We start from the raw sequence: 19,597 nt of genomic DNA, 5'->3' as shown, positions 1-19,597 counted from the left end.
CGTCGGCCGGCTGAAGCCGCTCTGAGCAGGACGACGGCCCGGTCCCCGCAAAGGGGAGCCGGGCCGTCGAGCTTGCCGGGTCAATGACGCAGGAGCAACTGCGGCAGGTCGTACGACCAGATGCCGTGACCGTGCGTGGCCGCGTACAGCCGGAGGCCGAACGGTCCGGTCTTGAGCTGCATCGTGGTGGTGGTCGGCAGGTTGCCGCCGAGCACCGACCAGCCGGGGCGGCCCGGCGCCCGGTAGTAGACGCCCAGGTCGGTGCCGACCACCAGGCCGCCGCCGAGGACCAGCTTCACCGCGTTGGCCGGGATGTCCGGCAGGTTGGCGGAGATGTCGGCCCAACTTGCGCCGGCGTCGCGGGACTCGAAGACGTGGCCGATGCCGGCACCCGGGCCCTCGGTCCACTTGCGGCTGAAGCCGTTGATCGCCACGTAGACGTGGTTCGGGTTCGCCGGGTCGACGTCGAAGCCGGAGACGTACCGGTTCGGGATCGTGCCGTCGATCGGCAGGGTGAGCTGGTGCCAGCCGGTCCCGTCGGTCTTGCCGACGGCGATGCCGCGGGTGAAGCCCTGGTTGTTGCACGGGCCGCACCACCCGACGTACGCCGTCCCGCCGGAGACCGCGACCGCGGTGGCGGTGTGCCCCTCGCCCAGGTCGAACGCGTCCGTCCAGTCGTCGCCCGACCGGATCGCCCAGCCCCGGTGCTGGACCCAGACGTGCTGGCCACCGGCCACCCAGGTGTTCTTGTCCTTCGGGTCGAAGGTGAACGGCGCGATGAACCGGGCCGCTCCGGTTTCCGCGTCCGGCGGGGCGACGTCGCGGCTGGTGGCCTTCGACTTGTCGGTGGTCCACGAGCCGTTGTTGACGGCGCAGTTGTTGGTCACCCAGATGTCCAGGTAGACGTACTCCTCGGCGATGTCGCAACCCTTGGTCGGGTCGACGATGGTGTCGCCGCCGTCGCCGCCGAAATTCGAGCCCATCACCCGGTCGCCGGGCCGTTTGATCGACTGGCCGTTGTCCTGCAGCCCGCCGCTGACCGCGACGCCCAGGCCCCGGTCGAGGCCGACGCCCACCGAGTAGTACTGCAGCACGTCCATGGTGCCGTCGTTGAGTGACGTCCAGTCGGTGGCGTGCCCGTCGGCGTCGGCCCTGCCCCGCACCGGCCGCCGGTAGCCACCGCCGTCGTTGCCGACCACCAGGTACGCCCTGCCGTCGCGGCTGCCGACGGCGACCGAGTGCTGGTCGGAGTGGGTGGTCGGGTGGCAGTCACCGGTCTGTTTGGCCGGGTCGATGCTCCAGCACGGGAACTCGAAGTTCCAGTACGGTCCGGGCGTGGTCCAGTGGGCGCCCGCGTCGGTGGTCTCGTAGACCTCCTCCAGCCCCACCCAGGCGTGCCTCGGGTCGGCCGGGTCGACCTGGAGGAACTGGTTGTACCATGCCTGGACGCCCGGCATGTAGCCCGCCCCGGTCAGCGCCGAACCGGAGGCGGCCAGCGCGTGGTAGTCGGCGACCAGCCGCCACGGCCCGAACGGCGAGCCGGAGTCGGACACGTAGAGGCCCTGCAGCGCGCTGTCCGGGTTGGTGTTGAGCTGCTCCGGCGACTGCTCGACCGCGTAGTACTTCGAGCCGTCCGCCGACCCGGCCATGGTCACCATGCCGACGTTGTCCGGGTCGCTGGCGATGTCACCGGCCAGCGTGATCCGCTGCCAGCTCCCGCCCCGCTTCGTGTAGAACCCGTTGTACGCGTCGCCGCTGCGCCAGCCGATCGCCAGGATCACCCTCGACGGGTCCTTCGGGTCGACGGCCACGTCGTTGGCGATGTTCTTGTACGGCGCGTTCGGGTCCTTCGCCCGCGAGCCGCCCGGCAGGAAGTCCGGGTTCGGGGCGAACTCCAACTTCCACGGTCCGGCCAGGTTGCTGGTGGAGTGGCTCCACACGCCCCGGCTGGTGGCCGCCCAGACGGTGGTGCCGGCGAACCGCAGCTTGCGGATGGTGGTGCTCTCCAGCTCGGTGCCGCCGACCCGGTCGGCCGGGGTGAACTGGCCGTGCCGCGGGTCGGCGAGGACGTAGACGCCCACCCCGACGAACGACGTGGCGCTGGTGTTGGCCTCGCCGGTGGCGTACCAGAGCCGACCCTTGCCGTCCAGGCGCAGGTCGCCGGTGGAACTGGCCGGCAGCCGTTCGGAGATGGGCTGCCAGTTGCCGCCGCCGGTCCGGGACCGGAAGACGCCGCCGTTGGCGGAACCCCCGTAGACGTAACCGGCGTTGTCGGCGGCCAGGCCGGTGATCCGGCCGGTCACCCGGCCGGCGCCGCCCGAGGAGTTGGAGTCGATGTCCCGGTAGCGGGGGTCGTCCGAGTCGTACGGCAGCGCCGTCTCGTCGGTCCACCGGCCGCCGGTACGCGGCAGCGCCTGGGCCTGCGCCCAGGCGGCCGAGTACGCCCCGGGGGCGACGATGCCGGGGGAGGTGCGGGCCTCGGCGAACTGGTCGGCCTGCTCCATGATGTCGTTCGGCCCTTCCTCCTCCTCGCCGGGGGCGAGGCTGCGGTTCTGGGTCGTCGCGGTGGCGTGCCGGTGGGCGGTCCGGGCGAGGTCACCGACCGGATGCGGGCGGGGACCGCCCGGGGCCGCCGCCAGGCCGGGCCCGGCGGAAAGGCCGAGCGCCAGCACGGAGAACAGACTGACGAGTACGACTTTCCGGTGCCTCGCCGGTAGGAATCCTGGCTTCACTGCCACTTCCTTTCGAGGACTGCGCCGCCCCAGGGGAGTGGGGCGCGTACGGGCCGGATCTTCGTCCGTCCAGTCTCGATCGGAAGTGTCAAACGTCATGGGTGCCGGCGGTCGGTTCATGCCCGGCGCGACACCGCCCGACGTGGTCGGTCGGGCGGTGTCGCCGAGTGGTCAGCCGGGCGGGAACGCCGGGTCGTGGTCAATGGCGGTCAGTGGCGGTCCGTGGCCAGGTCAGCCGTTGGCCACGATCAGCGCCACCACCAGGAGGACGAGGGCGAACGGTATCGCCAGACCGATGATGCTCATCGGTCGCAGCAGCAGCGGCGGCCCGGGATCGAGCGGCCGGCGGCTCTGGCCGTGCGCCGCCGGGCGGGGCGCCGGCAGGCCGGCGACCTTGCCCCGCGGGACGAGGTTCCACAGCACGGTGATCGGCGTGATGATGAACGACGCGTAGCCGTACCAGCCCTGCACCAGGGTGCGGGAGGTCATGGTCCGGTAGGTGGCCAGGCCGCAGTCCCGGCAGAACGGGCCGTCCAGGGACAGGAACCGCATGATGACCAGCATGCCCTGGTGGCCGCGGAACTTCGCCTTCGCCGCCGGGACGCTGGCGCACAGCCGGCAGGACAGTTCCGCCGCCCCGGCGGCCATTTGCCCGGTCGACTGCGGCTGGGCGTACTGCGGCTGGTGCGGCGGGTACGGCGGCTGCTGCGGCGGCACCGGGTACGGCTGGGCCGGGTGCGCGTACGCCTGCTGCGGCGCCGCCTGGGGGTAGGGCTGCTGCGGCGCCGGCGCGCCGTACGGCTGCGGCTGCGGCGGGTAGCCCTGCGGGATCGTCGGTTGCTGCGGAACGGGATGGGACACCGGACACCTTCACGGCTCGCTGGATCAGAACGGCCGTCATGCTAGTGGCCGACAGGCCGCGCCGTTGTCCCGTCGCGCCGGTCCGCCGCCAGCAGCCAGGACGGACGTGTTTCCTAACTGCCGGTCAGGTCGCGACCGCCGTCCGGGACGGGGGAGTCGACGGTGTCGATCCGGGCCCGCACGTCGGTGTGCTCGGCCAGCAGGTACAGCAGGTTCGCACCGTCGATGAGTTCCAGCGGCTTGCCCGAGGCGAACTCGAACGCCTCGGGCGAGTAGCCCCGGGTGGTGATGAGGATGCCCTTGGTGGCACCCTCGTCCACCACCGTGCCGAACAGGTCCCGTACCGCGGACACGTCGACCACCTCGCGGGGCCGGCGGGCCTGGACGACCACCTTGCCGCCGAAGATCGGCCGCGGGTCGACGGCCACGCAGTCCACGTCGCCGCCCGGGGTGACCCGGCTCTGCCGGGTCTCCAGCCCCAACCGGCCGAACAGGTCCTCGACCAGCCGCTCGAACTCGGCGGCCGGCAGGGTCTGCAGGTTGGGTCGGTGGTCGACGTCGGCAAGCACGTCCACCTCGTCGGTGAACCGGTTGTCGACCGCGTCGAACTCGACCACCGGCCGGACCGGGGCGAGCGTCTCCGGGCGGGGGGACACGGTGGCCTTCAGGTGTTCCAGGCAGGCCGCCGGGTCGACCTTGGCCAGGTCGATGTCGACGAAGGCGTCCCGGACGGTCCGCAGCGTGACCAGGCAGGGCCGGACCGAGTGGCCGGTGCCCCGGTCGACGGTGTCGACGATGCCGTTGAACACGATGGTCTCGACCAGCCGGGACCGGTCGGCCTCGAACAGTTCGTGCACCGTGCGCAGCGCGACCTGCATGACCACGCCGGCGTACCGGCGGCCGATCTCGGCCTGCGGTCGGGCCGCCGTGGTGACCTTGTCCCGGGCGCGGTCGAAGGTGTACTCCCGCAGCGCGGGGATGACGTCGATGGTCGGCAGTTGGTACTCCACCACGATCTGCCGCGACTCGGGCAGGTAGGCCAGCCGGTAGCGCTGCGGGAAGTCGTCCGGGTAGACCGAGTTGCCCAGCACCAGGCCGAAGTACTCGACCACCGCGGCCGGTTCGGCGGCGGCGAGGGTGGCGGCGAACCGGTCGATCTCGGCGTTGTGCGCGGCGACCTGCTCGTCGATCTGCCGGCACCGGCGCTCGTACCGGGCGCGCGCCTCGGCCAGCCGGCGCTGTCGGGCCGCCTCCGCCGCCGTGTGCTTCTCCTGGGCCAGCGCGAACGCCTTCTCCGCGTCGGCCAGCTGCTGCTGGTGCCGGTTGTCGCCGCCGAGCACCCGACCCAGACCGGTCGGCGCGGGCGGGGCGAACCTGCGCCAGTCCGGCGCGATCGCCGGTTTCTCCAACGCGCCCGGCTCGAACGGCGGGTAGGCGGCCCGCTTCTTCAGCCGGTTCAGGTCGATGTGGTCGTCGATGGCCAGCGTGGTCAGCAGGAGGTTGTCCAGCTCGTTGAGCCGGGCCCGCAGGTCGGCGTTGGCCGCCTCGACCCGGGCCGCCCGGGCGTCCAGGTAGAGCCGGCGGCGCTCCCGTTCGTCCGCGGCGGCCGCCCGCTCGGCGGCCTTGTGGGCGTTCTCCGCCGCCCACACCATCTGCTGGTGCTGCTGATAGCTGACGGCGCGTTGCCGCTGCTCGGCGTGGACCTGCTGCGCGTGCGCCCGTTGCATCTGCCGGATGATGCCCATACGCAATTATCTTTCTTCACCGCAAGGCCGGCGTCCAGTTGGCGCCGGCGGCGGGTCCGGGCGCTTCACCTGAACGATGCCGGATCTTTCCCCGTCCGTGCGCTGCCGGACGGCGTCGGATCCGCCAGACTGGTCGGATGTACGACGTCGATGTGCTGGTGCTCGGCTCCGGTCCCGGCGGGCAGAAGGCGGCGATCGCGGCGGCCAAGCTCGGCCGGCGGGTGGCTGGCCCGTAACCGGGTCCGGCTGCTGACCGGTACGGGCAGTTTCCACGACCCGAACACGATCATCGTGACCGATCCGGCCGGCCGGGAGAGCACGGTGACCGCCGGGAAGATCATCATCGCCACCGGGACCCGGCCGGCACGACCGGACAGTGTGGACTTCGACGAGCGCACCATCATCGACTCGGACGGCATGATCCACCTGGAGAAGGTCCCGAACTCGATGGTGGTGGTCGGCGCCGGGGTGATCGGCATCGAGTACGCCTCGATGTTCGCCGCCCTGGGCACCAAGGTCACCGTGGTCGAGCGGCGCAGCCGGATGCTGGAGTTCTGCGACCTGGAGATCGTCGAGGCGCTCAAGTACCACCTGCGCGACCTGGCGGTGACGTTCCGGTTCAGCGAGGCGGTCGGCTCGGTGGAGCGCCACCCGCGCGGCGCCATCGCCGTGCTGGAGAGCGGCAAGCGGGTCGCCGCGGACACGGTGATGTACTCCGCCGGTCGGCAGGGCACGGCCGGTGAGCTGCGGCTGGAGAACGCCGGCCTGGCCGCCGACAACCGGGGCCGGATCGCCGTGGACGCGCACTTCCGCACCACCGTCCCGCACATCTACGCGGTCGGCGACGTGATCGGGTTCCCGGCGCTGGCCTCCACCTCGATGGAACAGGGGCGGCTGGCCGCCCACCACGCCTGCGACGAGGCCGTCCGGGCGATGCCGGAGCTGCAGCCGATCGGTATCTACACCATCCCGGAAATCAGTTTCATCGGTCGGACCGAGGAGGAGCTGACCGAGGGCAAGGTGCCGTTCGAGGCGGGCGTGGCCCGCTACCGGGAGCTGGCCCGCGGGCAGATCATCGGCGACTCGTACGGGATGCTCAAGCTGTTGGTGGCCCCGGACACCGGCCGGCTGCTCGGGGTGCACCCCGACGCTGGCCGAGGCGTACAAGGTGGCGGCGCTGGACGCGATGAACAAGATGCGGGACATCGCCCGGCTCCGCGACTGATCCCTCGCCCCCTCCACCGACCGGTCGCCACGGGTGACCGGCCGACCGGTCGGGCGGCACTCCATATCGGAGGCGCACCGGACCGCACCCCCTGCGGACTGGTGCCCGGCCGTGGGTCGCCCCGGCGCCCGGCCGTCGTCCGGGCCGGCGGTCCGCGGCGTTCCGGCTGGTGCCCGGCCCCGGGGCGACACGCCGGACGGCCTCCGGCGGCGCCGACCGGGGCGTGGCTTCCTACGATGACCGGATGCTGCGCACCGACCGCAAGCTCGGCCAACTCGTCCAGCGCCGCCCGGAGGGCGTCACCGCGAGCCAGTGGAACGCGGCCACCCGCACCCATCTGCACTTCGTCGTCTGCGATCCGGACAGCGGGGCCCCGGTCTTCGCGGTCGAGTTCGACGACGCGGACCGGACCGACCAGGACCACCGGCGGACGGCCCGGATGAAACAGGCCGTGTGCGGCGCGGTCGGTCTGGAACTGCTGACCATCCAGTCCGCGACGCTGCGGCCGGACCGGCACGGCCGGGTGATCGTGGACTACCTCGCCGACGCGCGGGCGTTCCGCGACGCAGCCGGTGACGTCGACGACGACGCACCGCAGCCGTGCTTCCGGGACATCGTCGGCCGGCTGCCGGACGGCCGGACCGGCTTCGTCAACGACCTGGGCGCGGTCGCCCGGGCCGCGGCCGTCGAGGCGTACGTCGACCGGCGGCTGGCCGACCCGATCCTGCGCGGCCTGCACGCGTCCTGGCGGGACGGCCCGGCCGAGGGCTGGGGCTGGGTGGACGCGCGGGCCGACCGGTGCCTGTTCGAGCGGGTCCGGCTCTGGTCGCACGGCTTCTCCTGCGGGATCGACCCCGGTCGGCTGGCCGAGGACCTGGCCGCCGCGGCGGTCGGCCGGCGGCTGGTGCACCTCGACACCGGGCCGGACACCGGATCGGTCCTGCGGGACAAGGCCGACCTCGGGCGGGAGATCGCGCGCCTGCGGCTGCGCCGGGACGAACTGACGAACGAGTTCGCCTTCGACCATGTGGTCCTGGACACCTGACCGTCGACCGACGGCTGTCGGTCGCCGCCGGTGCGGCGGGTCGGCGCGGGGCCGGTGGTCGGCCGGCCGGGCCGTCGGGGTCCACCGTCCGGCCGAGGCCGTCGCACCGGGCCACCGGTTAGCCTCGTACCCCATGAAATCCCTGTTCACGGCGGGTTCCTGGGCGTCCCGCCGGTCCGCCCGTCGGGTGCTCGCGGCGCTGCTGTCGGCCGTCGGACGGGCCGGTCTGGCCGCCGCGGCCGACCGGCCCGGGCTGCTGGCGGCGGTCGACCAGCACACCGCCGCCGTCCGCGACGCCCTGGTGCCGGGGCCGGCGGCCGGCCGGTCGACGCCACCGCCGGCCCTGCTCGCCGCGTACGCCGAGGGGGTCCGGGACGCCGCCGTGGAGCACGGCTGGCAACCACCGGCGGGTCCGGTCGACTGGTCGGCACCGGACTGGGTGCTGACCCGACTGCTGGCCGTCTGCGCCCTGGCCCGCGAGGCCGGCGTGCGCCCGTGACCACCGCCCGGCCCTGAGCGGCGCGTACGCCAGGGGCACCCGTCGCGTGACGGGTGCCCCTGGTCCGCTCCGGCCGGCGCATACCGGACCGGTCCCGGGTGGCGACGGTCAGCGGTCGCCGGACTGCGGCGGCCGCGGCTGGGCACCGCCGCCCATCGACCCGCCGGCGGAGCCCATCGGCTCGGCGGTGCCGCCGCCGACGGTCGACCCCGGCCGGGTCGCGCCCGCTCCGGTACGGTCCGCCCGCTCCCGGCCCATGTCCCGCCGACCGGCGGCGTAGGCCTCGCCCCGCCGTTCGCGGGACTCGTCCTCGATCCGGGTGAGCCAGCCCTCCCAGCGGTGCTGCATCGGTCGGACCAGGCCGCCGCCGACCCCGACGATCAGGACGCCGGCGATCGTGGCGAGGACCGCCACCAGCACCGGGGTGGTCACCGTGGTGGCGATGCCGACCTGGTTGAGGGCGGCGATGACGCCCAGCGCGATGACGAAGATCGCGGCGATGTCGGCCAGGATGCGGCCGTACGACAGCCCGCCCAGCGCGCCGGTGATCAGGTCCCGGACGGCGCTCGCGATGGCCGTGGCGATCACGATGATCACGAGGGCGACGAAAGCCCGCGGTATCCACCGCACCACTGCGCTGATCAGGTCGCTGATCGGGTTCCTCCCCCAGATCCCGAAGGCGAGCTGCAACGTCAGCAGCAGGACGGCGTAGTAGGCCAGTCTGGCCAGGATGTCGCTGGCGTCGTATTTGGTCCGTTCCAGCGCCCGGCCCACCCCACCGCGCTCGACGGCCCGGTCGAAACCGACCCGCTCCAGGACGGCATCGACGATTTTCAGGACGAAACGTGCGACCAGCCATCCCACGACGAGAATGACCACGAACAGGATGATCCGCGGTACCCACAGCAGGAATCCGTGCCACACGTCGGACGCTGTGATGCCGACGTCGACCTGCGTGACCGCGACGGTTTCGGACATGGTGTCCCCCTTGTCACCTGGGCATGCCCGGCTCGCATACCCGGCGAACTCTCCGTCAACCTGGGAACACACTCCGATCATCGGGCTCGTGGGGGTTCGCGTGCTCCGGCGTCCCGACGGGCGACCCGGCGACCTCCGGCTCCGCCGGTGCGCCGGTCGGCTCGTCCGCGGCGGCGTGCCGGGCGGCCCGCCGCCGCAGCCAGAGGGTGCTGCCGATCCCGGCCAGCACCGCCACCACGAGCGCGGCCCAGGAGAAGTCCTTGAGCCACCGTTCCGCGACGCGACCGAGGTAGAACAGCAGGTAGGTGGTGCCGAAGGCCCAGAGCAGACCGCCGGCGGCGTTGGCGATCAGGAACTTCCGGTACGGCACCCGCAGCGCGCCGGCCAGCGGTCCGGCCAGGATGCGCAGCAGGGCGACGAACCGGCCGAAGAAAACCGCCCAGACACCCCATCGACCGAACATCTCCTCGGCGCGCAGCAGGTGGCTCGGACCGAGATGGCGGGGGAACCGGCGGCCCAGGCGTTCCAGCAGCGGCCGGCCGCCGCGCCGGCCCACGGCGTACCCGACGGAGTCGCCGACGATGGCCCCCAGGGCGGCGGCGCCGGCCACCCACTCCGGGGCGACCACGCCGGTGGCCGCGATCAAAGCGGCGCTGACCAGTGCGATCTCGCCGGGCAGCGGGATGCCCATGCTCTCCAGCCCGATGATCAGGCCGACCAGCAGGTACACCCCGGCCGGCGGCAGGGTTGAGAGCCACATTTCCACGTGATGCAACCGGTCCACCCTTCGACTCAGGCGCTGAATCTACCCGGCACGCAGCTCAGGATTCGACCCCGTCGCCCGATCGCGGCACCATCCGCCGGAGCGGGCCCGACCGCCGGATCAGGTAACGGTTTCGTCTCGATGGTCACCGGGACTTCTCCGCCGTGCCGGGTCGGTGCCACGGGCGATGTCCGACATGTCGGTTCTGGTCATTGGGCTACCGGTCGCGACCCGGGGCGACCGCTCTACCCAGTAACTCTGAGTGAAACAAAGATCGACGCCTTCCGGATCGACCAAAGTGCCGACCCAGATCACCGTTTCCGCTGGTCAAGCGGGGTTGGCAGGGATATTCCCGGTCGGTACTGTCGGCCCGTCCGCTCTGGCCCCTGGTCACCGTGGGTGACACCGGAGCGGGCCCGCTGAGTCGTGAACTCACGAGCCGGGGACCCACTGCACGTCTGGGGTGAATCCGTCGGGCGCAAGCCCGCGGTAGGGCGGCCTTCCCGCCCGAATCCGTCAGCTAACCCGGTAGGCGGTCTCGGAAGGAGAGCACGTTCGTGAAGCGCAGCACGAGCCGCGGTCGATCCCCCGGATCCCCCCGCCGCATACCCGTGTCCCAGGCCGCCCGCCCCGCCGGGTCGTAACGCCCGGACCGGCCAACCGACCCGTCGACGGTCGGTGGCGGCGAGGACGGTCGTACCCGCCGGGACCCGCGCCCGGCGATCACATCGAGGACGACGCCCACCACCGCGCGGCGGTGGCGGACGGTTCCGTGCGCCCGTCGCCCGACGGGCGGTCCCCGGGTGCCCCGACCTGACCTCCACCACCGACCGGACATCGCCATGTCGACGCGCCGCCGGGCCGACCTGACCCCGCGCTTCCGATCGCCTCACCGCGATCCGAAACCGGAACATCTGTGGAGGATTACGTGACGCAACGCACCCGACGACGGCTCCGCCCGTCCGGTCGCACCGTCCGGCTGACGGCCGGCTCCGGGGTGGCCCTCGTGGCGGCCCTCACCGCCGGGATCCTGGCCGTCCAGGGCCTGGCGACCGTCCCCGGCCCGTCCGGCCCGGTCGCCGCCGAACTGGCACCGGCCGGCCAGACCGAGCCGGCACCGGCCACCACCGGCCCCGCCTCGCCGACACCCGCGCAGCCCTCGGCCGCCGCGTCCCCGACGACACCCCCACCGCCCCCACCCGCGCCGAAGCCCAAGCCCCCGGCGTCCAAGACCCTGGCGTACGAGTACCAGGCTCAGATCAACTACTACTACTGCGGCCCGGCGGCCACCCGGATCGCGCTCACCGCCAAGGGCAAGAGCCCCAGCCAGGACGCCGTCGCCAGCCGGCTGGGCACCACCGAGAGGGGTACCGACTCCGCCGAGGACACCACCCGGGTGCTGAACGCGGTCATCGGCACCGACTTCTACCGGACCCGGACCGTCAAGGGTGGCAGCGCCGCCGAGGCCGACCGGATGCGGGCCGACGTGGTGCGGGCCATCACCCAGGGGTACGTCCCGGTGGTGAACGTCGCCGGTACCCGTACCGACCTCGACGGTGGCTGGCACAGCTACGACGGCGGCCACTACCTGACCGTGGTGGGCTACCGGGACAACGGCCGGACCCTCAAGCTCGCCGACCCGGCCAACCCGGACGTCAGCTTGTACTGGATGACCACCGCCGACGTCACCGGCTGGGCCGCCGGCCACGGTTACTCGGCCTGATCCGACGCGCGGGCGTCAGCCCGCTTCCCCTCGGCCGGCCCGGTTCACCGAACCGGGCCGGCCGCCGGTGGTGTGCCGGCCCGGGGCGGTGCGACCGCAGCCCGGACCGGTCGATCGGTCGGCCGCCGGGCGGTCGGAGGCGGGTGGGGCGGACGGTCAGTCGCGGGCCGGCGAGCGGACCGCGGACTCCAACTCCGCCGGCAGGTCGTGGTGCGACTGGTTGGCGAACAGCGCCACCTCGTACGCGACGTCGGCGATCTCCGCGTCGGCGGTGAACCGCACCGCCAGCAGCGCACCGCCGCGGGTGGTGGCGAGGAAGAGGTACGCCTCGGCCATCTGCACGATGATCTGTTGGACCCCGCCGTTGTCGGTGAGCCGGCCGGCGGCCAATGCCAACCCCTGCAACCCTGCGGCCACGCAGACCACCTGTTCGGCGACCTCCTGGTCGACCCCGCGAGAGGTGCCGAGCAACAGGCCGTCGGGGGACAGCACCATCGCCAACTCCGCCTCGGTGACCCGGTCGACGAGGTCGTCGAGCTTCCGGGTCAGGTCGTCGGTCAGGGTCCAGGAATGCGTCACAGGCGCGGTCCTCTCGCGGCGTCAGGCGGGGGCGCCCGCTGAGCCTACCCGGGCGTTACACGAACTCGCGGTACCGCCCGAACCCTTTTCCGCCGGAGTCGCCCGAATGGCCCGTGCGTGGCCGGTCGGCCACCGACGGCAACCCCGATAGGGTGGGCCGGCACGCTGATCCGCTCCAGTTCGACAACCCCGGGGGACGCCGCGATGAGCGATTCGTTCGCGCACCTGCACGTACACACCGAGTACTCGATGCTCGACGGCGCGGCGCGGTTGAAGGACCTGTTCAAGGAGGTCGATCGGCTCGGCATGCCGGCCGTGGCGATCACCGACCACGGCAACATGCACGGTGCGTACGACTTCTACAAGCAGGCCACCGCCGCCGGGGTCACCCCCATCCTCGGGGTGGAGGCGTACGTCGCTCCCGAGTCGCGCTTCCACAAGCAGCGGGTCAAGTGGGGCGAGCCGCACCAGAAGAGCGACGACGTCTCCGGTAACGGCGCGATCACCCACATGACGATGTGGGCCCGCAACGCCGGTGGCCTGAAGAACCTGTTCGCGCTGAACTCCCGGGCCTCGATGGAGGGCCACTACATCAAGTGGCCCCGGATGGACATGGAGCTGATCGCCGAGTACGCCGACGGCATCATGGCCACCACCGGCTGCCCGTCCGGTGCCGTGCAGACCCGGTTGCGGCTGGGACAGTTCGACCAGGCGCTCAAGGTCGCCGGCGCCTACCAGGACATCTTCGGCAAGGAGAACTACTTCCTGGAGCTGATGGAGCACGGGCTGGAGATCGAGCGGCGGGTCCGGGACGGGCTGATTGAGATCGGCCGCAAGCTCGGTATCCCGCCGGTGGTCACCAACGACTCGCACTACACCGTCGAGGAACAGGCCGCCGCCCACGACGTGCTGCTCTGTGTGCAGACCGCAAGCAACATCGACGACCCGAACCGGTTCCGGCTGGAGGGCGGCGGCTACTTCATCAAGTCCGCCGACCAGATGCGCGCGGCCGACTCGTCCGACGTCTGGGCCGAGGGCTGCCGCAACACGCTGCTGGTGGCGGAGCGGGTCGACCCGAGCGGGATGTTCGAGTTCCGCAACCTGATGCCCCGGTTCCCGATCCCGGCGGGGGAGACCGAGGAGTCGTGGTTCCGCAAGGAGACCTTCGCCGGGTTGCGCCGCCGCTACCCGGACGGCATCCCGGAGGGACACGTCGTCCAGGCCGAGTACGAGCTGGGCGTCATCATCCAGATGGGCTTCCCGTCGTACTTCCTCGTGGTCGCCGACTTCATCCAGTGGGCCAAGAGCCAGGGCATCGCGGTCGGCCCGGGCCGTGGCTCGGCGGCCGGGTCGCTGGTCGCGTACGCGCTGGGCATCACCGACCTGGACCCGATCCCGCACGGCCTGATCTTCGAGCGGTTCCTCAACCCCGAGCGGGTCTCGATGCCGGACGTCGACATCGACTTCGACGAGCGTCGGCGCGGTGAGGTCATCCGGTACGTCACGGAGAAGTGGGGCGCCGACAAGGTCGCGCAGATCGCCACCTTCGGCACCATCAAGGCGAAGGCCGCGATCAAGGACTCGGCCCGGGTGCTCGGCTACCCGTACGCCGTCGGTGACAAGATCACCAAGGCGATGCCTCCGGCGGTGATGGGCAAGGACATCCCGCTGACCGGCATCTTCGACCCCAACCACCCGCGGTACGCCGAGGCCGGCGAGATCCGCAGCCTCTACGAGTCCGAACCGGACGTACGCAAGGTGATCGACACCGCGCGGGGGATCGAGGGCCTGATCCGGCAGACCGGGGTGCACGCCGCCGGCGTCATCATGTCGGCCGAGCCGATCATCGACCACATCCCGCTGACCCGGCGGGACGCCGACGGCGCGATCATCACGCAGTTCGACTACCCGACCTGTGAGTCGCTCGGGCTGCTGAAGATGGACTTCCTCGGCCTGCGCAACCTGACCATCATCGACGACGCGGTCAAGAACATCGAGCTGAACCACGGCACCAAGGTCGATCTGCTGAAGCTGCCGCTGGACGACAAGCCGACCTACGAGCTGCTGTCCCGGGGCGACACCCTGGGGGTGTTCCAGCTCGACGGCGGGCCGATGCGGTCGTTGCTGCGGTTGATGAAGCCGGACAACTTCGAGGACATCTCCGCGGTGCTGGCCCTGTACCGGCCCGGTCCGATGGGCGCCAACTCGCACACCAACTACGCGCTGCGCAAGAACGGCCTCCAGGAGATCACCCCGATCCACCCCGAGCTGGCCGAGCCGCTGGAGGAGATCCTCGGGCCCACCCACGGCCTGATCGTCTACCAGGAGCAGGTGCAGCGCGCCGCGCAGATCCTCGCCGGCTACAGCCTCGGCAAGGCCGACCTGCTGCGCCGGGCGATGGGTAAGAAGAAGAAGGAGGTGCTCGACAAGGAGTTCATCCCGTTCCGGCAGGGGATGCGGGACAACGGCTACTCCGACGAGGCCATCCAGAAACTGTGGGACGTGCTGGTCCCGTTCGCCGACTACGCCTTCAACAAGGCACACACCGCGGGTTACGGGCTGGTCTCGTACTGGACCGGCTACCTGAAGGCCAACTTCCCGGCCGAGTACATGGCGGCGCTGCTCACCTCGGTCGGTGACGACAAGGACAAGATGGCGCTCTACCTGTCGGAGTGCCGGCGGATGGGCATCCAGGTACTGCCGCCCGACGTGAACACCTCGGCCGGGCCGTTCACCCCGGTCGGGAAGGACATCCGGTTCGGCCTCGCGGCCATCCGCAACGTCGGCGCCAACGTGGTCGCCTCGATCATGCGCTGCCGGCAGGAGAAGGGCGACTACGCCGATTTCTACGACTTCCTCGCCAAGGTCGACGCGGTGGTGTGCAACAAGAAGACGATCGAATCCTTGATCAAGGCAGGCGCGTTCGACTCGCTGAAGCACACCCGTAAAGGGCTGCTCGCCGTGCACGCGGAGGCCATCGACGCGTACGCCGACATCAAGCGCAACGAGGCGGCCGGCCAGTACGACCTGTTCGGCGCCGGCTTCGGCGCGGACGACTCCGCTCCCAGCACCGGCGGGACCGTCGCGATGCCGGTCATCGCCGACACCGAGTGGGACAAGCGGGACCGACTCGCCTTCGAGCGGGAGATGCTCGGGCTGTACGTCTCCGACCATCCGCTGTTCGGGCTGGAACACGTGCTCAGCGGCGCGGCGGACACCACCATCGCCGCGCTGGCCGAGGACGGCGCCGTGCCCGACGGGCAGGTCGTCACGCTCGCCGGGATCCTCTCCGGCGTACAACGGCGGATCACCAAGCAGGGCCGCGCGTGGGCCTCGGCCACCCTGGAGGATCTCGCCGGCGGGGTGGAGACGTTGTTCTTCCCCAACACGTACGAGGTGATCGGTCAGTACATCGCCGAGGACGCCATCGTGGTGGTCAAGGGCCGGGTCGACCGGCGCGACGACACCCCGCGGATCATGGCGATGGACATGTCCATGCCGGACATCAGCACCGCCGGCGCGAGCAAGCCGGTGACCCTCACCCTGCCGGTCACCCGGTGCACGCCGCCGATGGTGGAGAAGCTGAAGGAGATCCTGGTCCGCCATCCGGGCGACGCGGAGGTGCACGTCCGGCTGCTCAACGGCACCCGGGGCACCCTGCTGCGGCTGGGCCCGTTGCGGGTCGGACCCACCACCGCGCTGATGGCCGACCTGAAGAGCGTCCTCGGACCGGCCAACGTCAGCTGAGCCGCCACGCCCCGACCGCGCGGCCGCACGGTGCCGCGCCGCGACCGGACGGCCGCCGAGCCACCGCGCGGTGGCTCAGCGGCCGCGGTACGCCTGGACCACCGACGCCGGGATCCGGCCGCGCTCGGAGACGTCGTGGCCGTTCTTCCTGGCCCACTCCCGGATCGCCCGGTTCTCGTCGCGGTTGGTCCCGGCACTCACGCCTCGGCGGCGATTCGACCGGCGGGTCTCAACCTGGCCCCGTCCGATCCGGCTGCCCGCCGCGATGTACGGGTCGAGGGCCTTCCGCAGCTTGCCGGCGTGGGCGTCGGACAAATCAATGGTGTAGGTGACGCCGTCCACCCCGAACTCGACAGTCCGGTCCGCCTTGCCGCCATCGAGATCGTCCGTCAGAACGGTGATTACCTGCTTCGCCACGCCGATCACTCCTTTGAGAATGCATTGCGGTCAGTTTGACGCATCGTATAGCCGCGCGGCAATGATTTGCCTATCCCGAGCGAAGTTTCTGGCAATTTTCCGTCGTCTTCACCAGGTCTCCCGACGGTCGACGGATCCGTACCGCGTCGTTCTCACAATCTGGTCCGAGCGCTACCGGAGTCGGGTCCGGCAGTTCAACATTGTTGACGTCGAGGCGGAGGCAGCCGCGGCACGCCGCTCGGCCGGTGATCGTCCGACGGCCGCTGACCGGCGGCGGCGCCGCCGAACGGGCTGGTGTCGATCGCTCGCGGAGCATCGTCGGCGGCACTCGGAGTGGCGCCGGCGACGACACGTCACCGGACCGTGGAACCTCATTCGGTCTACCGAGTTTGACGTCGGCGCAGATCGAACGAGGCGGCTGGAGATGCTAGGGGTGCTCGGGTTGAAAAGGTTCGGTCGGGGTCGTTCGGGTGGGCCGCGCCGCGCCCGTGGCGTCGATTCCGCCGGCGAGCCGGTGCGGCCGCTTCCGGTAAGGAGCGGCTCGCCGGAATTCCGCGGTCCGACGATACCCGCAATGAACCTTTTTCAACCTGAACCGCGCGGTGCGCAAGCCGCGTCTTCGACCTCGGCCGACGCCGGAGCGCAAGGGGAGGTTGAAAAAGGTTCAATGGTGTCGCCAGTGGCTCTTCCCAATGAGCGGGCCGGCGTCCGGAAGAGATCGACGTCCGCTGCGGAGATCCGGAGCCGTCCTCGGCCGACGGCCGGTTCCCGGCTCGGACCGGTTCGATCGCCGCCCCGCCGGGCCGGGTGCGTTCGGTGAGTCGGCTCCCTGGGGCGGGCTCCGGCCACGCAGACCTCGGCGCACCGGCCCGGCCGCCCGTGGAATAGGTGCGCAAACCTCATTCGGCAAGTTGCGCGAAGCATGTTCGGACGGGGTCGTCGGCGCAGTTCCCGAGGCCTCTTGATCACCCCCGCCGCGTGCCCTATCCCAGTCTTGACTTATCGTAAGGGAAAGCGCACCGTAAGTATCCACAGAGTTGAAGAAAGGTTTTCCGGCACAATTCTCGGACCGCCCCGGGGGGACCGCTCGCGGGGATCGTGTGTCGCGCCGCCATGCGGTGGGCGAGGAGGCAATCATGCAGCTCAACCCGTTTGCCGGGACATACCTCACCGATCCCGCCGCGACCTGGCGGGAGTTGCTCGACGATTCGGTCGGCGTGCACTACGCCGACGATCTCGGTATGTGGGTGATCACCAAGCACGAGTACGTCCGACGCGCCTTCGGCGACGCCGGCAGTTTCAGTAACGCATTGACGCTTGCCCCGGTCTACGAGCCCTGTCCCGAGGCGATGTCGCTGATATTGAAAATCGATGCCCCACCGACGACGGCGGCGGCCGACGCGCCGGTGCACACGCGGACCCGGCAGGCCCTGCGGGCCACCTTCGCCAACACCGCCGGACGGGTCGAGGAGCAGTACGGCGCGATCGTCCGCCGCCGGGTCGACGAGCTCGTCGCCGGCCTGCTGGCGCAGCGCGGGGAACTGGTCGACCTGGTCCCGGCGTTCGCCGCCGAACTCCCGCTGCTGGTGGTGCTGGACATCCTCGGCGTACCCGAGCGGGACGTCGTGCGGATCAAGGGCTGGGCGGACGGCCAGATCGCGCTGATCTGGGGTCAGCCGGACCCGGCGGAGCAGGTGCGACTGGCCGAGGGGCTGCTGGAGTTCTGGCGCTACTGCCTCCGGTTGGTCGCCCGTCGGGAGCGCGAGGGCCACCGGGGCGACGACTACATCAGCCGGGCCCTGCGGCACCGGGGTGGCGACGACCGGGTGCTGACCGAGGCCGAGGTCGCGAGTATCGCCTTCAACCTGCTGGTCGCGGGGCACGAGACCACGGCGGGGTTGCTGGCACACGGTCTGCACCAGGGCCTGTCGCAGCCGGCCCGGTGGCAGGCGATGGCTGACGATCCGTCGACCGTACCGGCCTTCGTCGAGGAGACCCTGCGGTTCGGTCCGGCGATCGACGGATGGCTCCGGCTGACCCGCCGGGACGTCACCCTCGGTACCGTCACGATCCCGGCCGGACAACGCTGCCTGTTGCTGGTCGGGGCGGCGAACCGGGACGCGGTGGTGTTCAGCGACCCGGACCGGTTCGATCCGCACCGGACCGAGGGAAAGGATCACCTCTCCTTCGGTTACGGTCCGCATTTCTGCATCGGCGCCGCATTGGCCCGGTTGGAGGCGCGGGTCGCCTTCACCCGGCTCGCCGCCGCCATTCCGCGGCTGCGCCTCGCGCCGGGATACGCGAGCCTCTACAAACCGAATGTCGCATTCCGTGCCCATCGTGCGTTGCCCGCGATCATCGATATCGGATCGACCGTCCTCGAGCCCCATCCGCTGGTCAGCCCACCGATCGCGCACGCGGCGTAACGACCGGGAAAGGATCACCGACGCGACCGGAAACGACCGCTGTCGGCCATCCCGACCAGCGATGACGGCGGACCCGCCACCGTTCGACCGACCCCTCGCGACTCGGTACGACCGGTGGCGGGCGCACGTCGTACGGAACTTTTTTCACCGATCGCGAACGATAAGTAGCCGCCATCTCTTCCCACCCGTAACGCGTGGGGGTAAGAATTGGCCCCGCGAATAGCTGATCCACCGTCCTCATTGATCAGGCCGAGCGGCCGAATCGCTGACGCGCGAAGGTGAGCATATGGACGCCCCGTCCTCGTCAACCGCTGCCGACCCGACCGCCACGCGCCAGTTCCGGCGCGAGTTGCGTCGCTGGCGGACCCGCAGCGGTCTGACCCAGCGGGCCCTGGCGGAGCGCATCCGGTTCAGCCGGGAGACGGTGGCCGCCGTGGAGTCGGGCCGCCGGTACGGCAGTCACGAACTGGCCGTGCGGTGCGACGAGGTGCTCTGCACGGGAGGTCGGCTGGCCGCGTTGTGGCCCCGGGTGGCGGTGGAGCAGCTGGCCGCCGACGGCCGGCGCGGGCCGCGACTGGCCGACGCGGCGCGGCGCGGCTGCTCCCCACCGGACGCGCTGTCGTTGCTCGTGGACCGGGACGTCGAGCCGGGCGAACCGGCCGCCGTGACGATCGACGAGCTGCGCGAACTGATCGACCTGGTGCTCAGCGACCGGCTGCCGGCCCGACCGCGGCCGGTCGGGCACATCGACACCATGGGTCGGCGGCACTGACCGGCCGACTGCCCGACACCGGACCGACCCGACGAATGTCGTCGGTCGTCGGCGCGTGCCCGGGACACCCCGCGGCAGGCGGCCG

13 protein-coding genes, 1 pseudogene and 1 riboswitch are annotated in these 19,597 nt (G+C 71.3%); of the genes and pseudogenes, 7 read left to right on the top strand and 7 right to left on the bottom strand.

Features of this window, described 5'->3' with window-relative positions:
• Nucleotides 1-80: 80 nt before the first annotated feature.
• From ACFOX0_RS24055 to ACFOX0_RS24045, 3 genes are all read right to left on the bottom strand, one after another.
• Nucleotides 81-2,672 (bottom strand): glycosyl hydrolase, encoded by a 2,592-nt coding sequence (locus ACFOX0_RS24055; RefSeq protein ID WP_377549906.1) that lies wholly within the window; start codon nt 2,670-2,672, stop codon nt 81-83.
• Nucleotides 2,673-2,963: 291 nt separating this feature from the next.
• Entirely contained in the window at nt 2,964-3,593 is a 630-nt protein-coding gene (locus tag ACFOX0_RS24050; RefSeq protein WP_377549904.1) for a hypothetical protein, read from the bottom strand.
• 113 nt (nt 3,594-3,706) lie between these two features.
• On the bottom strand, nt 3,707-5,320 hold the full coding sequence (locus ACFOX0_RS24045) for a restriction endonuclease (RefSeq protein WP_377549902.1): 1,614 nt from the start codon (nt 5,318-5,320) through the stop codon (nt 3,707-3,709).
• A gap of 309 nt (nt 5,321-5,629) precedes the next feature.
• Here ACFOX0_RS24045 and ACFOX0_RS24040 point away from each other — a divergent pair.
• The 3 genes and pseudogenes from ACFOX0_RS24040 to ACFOX0_RS24030 all read left to right on the top strand — a co-directional run.
• Nucleotides 5,630-6,421: pseudogene (locus tag ACFOX0_RS24040) on the top strand (FAD-dependent oxidoreductase); the annotation flags it as partial.
• A gap of 386 nt (nt 6,422-6,807) precedes the next feature.
• Nucleotides 6,808-7,608, top strand: a complete 801-nt coding sequence (locus ACFOX0_RS24035; protein WP_377549900.1) for a DUF2726 domain-containing protein — start codon at nt 6,808-6,810, stop codon at nt 7,606-7,608.
• Between the two features lie 133 nt (nt 7,609-7,741).
• Nucleotides 7,742-8,107: a DUF6401 family natural product biosynthesis protein gene (locus ACFOX0_RS24030; protein WP_377549898.1), complete on the top strand. Its 366-nt coding sequence runs from the start codon at nt 7,742-7,744 to the stop codon at nt 8,105-8,107.
• A gap of 108 nt (nt 8,108-8,215) precedes the next feature.
• On the opposite strand, the gene ACFOX0_RS24025 is transcribed toward ACFOX0_RS24030, so the two are convergent.
• Together ACFOX0_RS24025 and ACFOX0_RS24020 are read right to left on the bottom strand one after the other, a co-directional pair.
• The gene (locus ACFOX0_RS24025; protein WP_377549896.1) at nt 8,216-9,085 is read right to left on the bottom strand and encodes a mechanosensitive ion channel family protein; all 870 of its coding nucleotides are present in this window, start codon (nt 9,083-9,085) and stop codon (nt 8,216-8,218) included.
• 55 nt (nt 9,086-9,140) lie between these two features.
• Nucleotides 9,141-9,845: a DedA family protein gene (locus ACFOX0_RS24020; RefSeq protein ID WP_377549894.1), complete on the bottom strand. Its 705-nt coding sequence runs from the start codon at nt 9,843-9,845 to the stop codon at nt 9,141-9,143.
• Between the two features lie 410 nt (nt 9,846-10,255).
• Nucleotides 10,256-10,398, top strand: a riboswitch (cyclic di-AMP (ydaO/yuaA leader).
• 366 nt (nt 10,399-10,764) lie between these two features.
• Here ACFOX0_RS24020 and ACFOX0_RS24015 point away from each other — a divergent pair.
• A complete protein-coding gene (locus tag ACFOX0_RS24015) occupies nt 10,765-11,571 on the top strand; it encodes a C39 family peptidase (RefSeq protein WP_377549892.1) in 807 nt (268 codons plus the stop codon).
• A gap of 156 nt (nt 11,572-11,727) precedes the next feature.
• Here ACFOX0_RS24015 and ACFOX0_RS24010 read toward each other — a convergent pair whose 3' ends face one another.
• Nucleotides 11,728-12,150: a roadblock/LC7 domain-containing protein gene (locus tag ACFOX0_RS24010; protein WP_377549890.1), complete on the bottom strand. Its 423-nt coding sequence runs from the start codon at nt 12,148-12,150 to the stop codon at nt 11,728-11,730.
• 204 nt (nt 12,151-12,354) lie between these two features.
• On the opposite strand from ACFOX0_RS24010, the gene dnaE reads away from it, so the two are divergent.
• Nucleotides 12,355-15,897 (top strand): DNA polymerase III subunit alpha, encoded by a 3,543-nt coding sequence (gene dnaE, locus ACFOX0_RS24005; protein ID WP_377549889.1) that lies wholly within the window; start codon nt 12,355-12,357, stop codon nt 15,895-15,897.
• A gap of 75 nt (nt 15,898-15,972) precedes the next feature.
• On the opposite strand, the gene ACFOX0_RS24000 is transcribed toward dnaE, so the two are convergent.
• Entirely contained in the window at nt 15,973-16,314 is a 342-nt protein-coding gene (locus tag ACFOX0_RS24000) for a histone-like nucleoid-structuring protein Lsr2 (RefSeq protein ID WP_377549887.1), read from the bottom strand.
• A gap of 1,136 nt (nt 16,315-17,450) precedes the next feature.
• On the opposite strand from ACFOX0_RS24000, the gene ACFOX0_RS23995 reads away from it, so the two are divergent.
• Both ACFOX0_RS23995 and ACFOX0_RS23990 read left to right on the top strand, forming a co-directional pair.
• The gene (locus tag ACFOX0_RS23995) at nt 17,451-18,740 is read left to right on the top strand and encodes a cytochrome P450 (protein ID WP_377549885.1); all 1,290 of its coding nucleotides are present in this window, start codon (nt 17,451-17,453) and stop codon (nt 18,738-18,740) included.
• Between the two features lie 286 nt (nt 18,741-19,026).
• Nucleotides 19,027-19,512, top strand: a complete 486-nt coding sequence (locus ACFOX0_RS23990; RefSeq protein WP_377549883.1) for a helix-turn-helix transcriptional regulator — start codon at nt 19,027-19,029, stop codon at nt 19,510-19,512.
• The last annotated feature ends 85 nt before the right edge of the window (nt 19,513-19,597 follow it).

Source organism: Micromonospora zhanjiangensis, from assembly GCF_042650605.1.
GTDB classification, from domain to species: domain Bacteria; phylum Actinomycetota; class Actinomycetes; order Mycobacteriales; family Micromonosporaceae; genus Micromonospora_J; species Micromonospora_J zhanjiangensis.
Note: the sequence above shows the minus strand (reverse complement) of the source record. Positions and strands in the feature narration are given on the sequence as shown.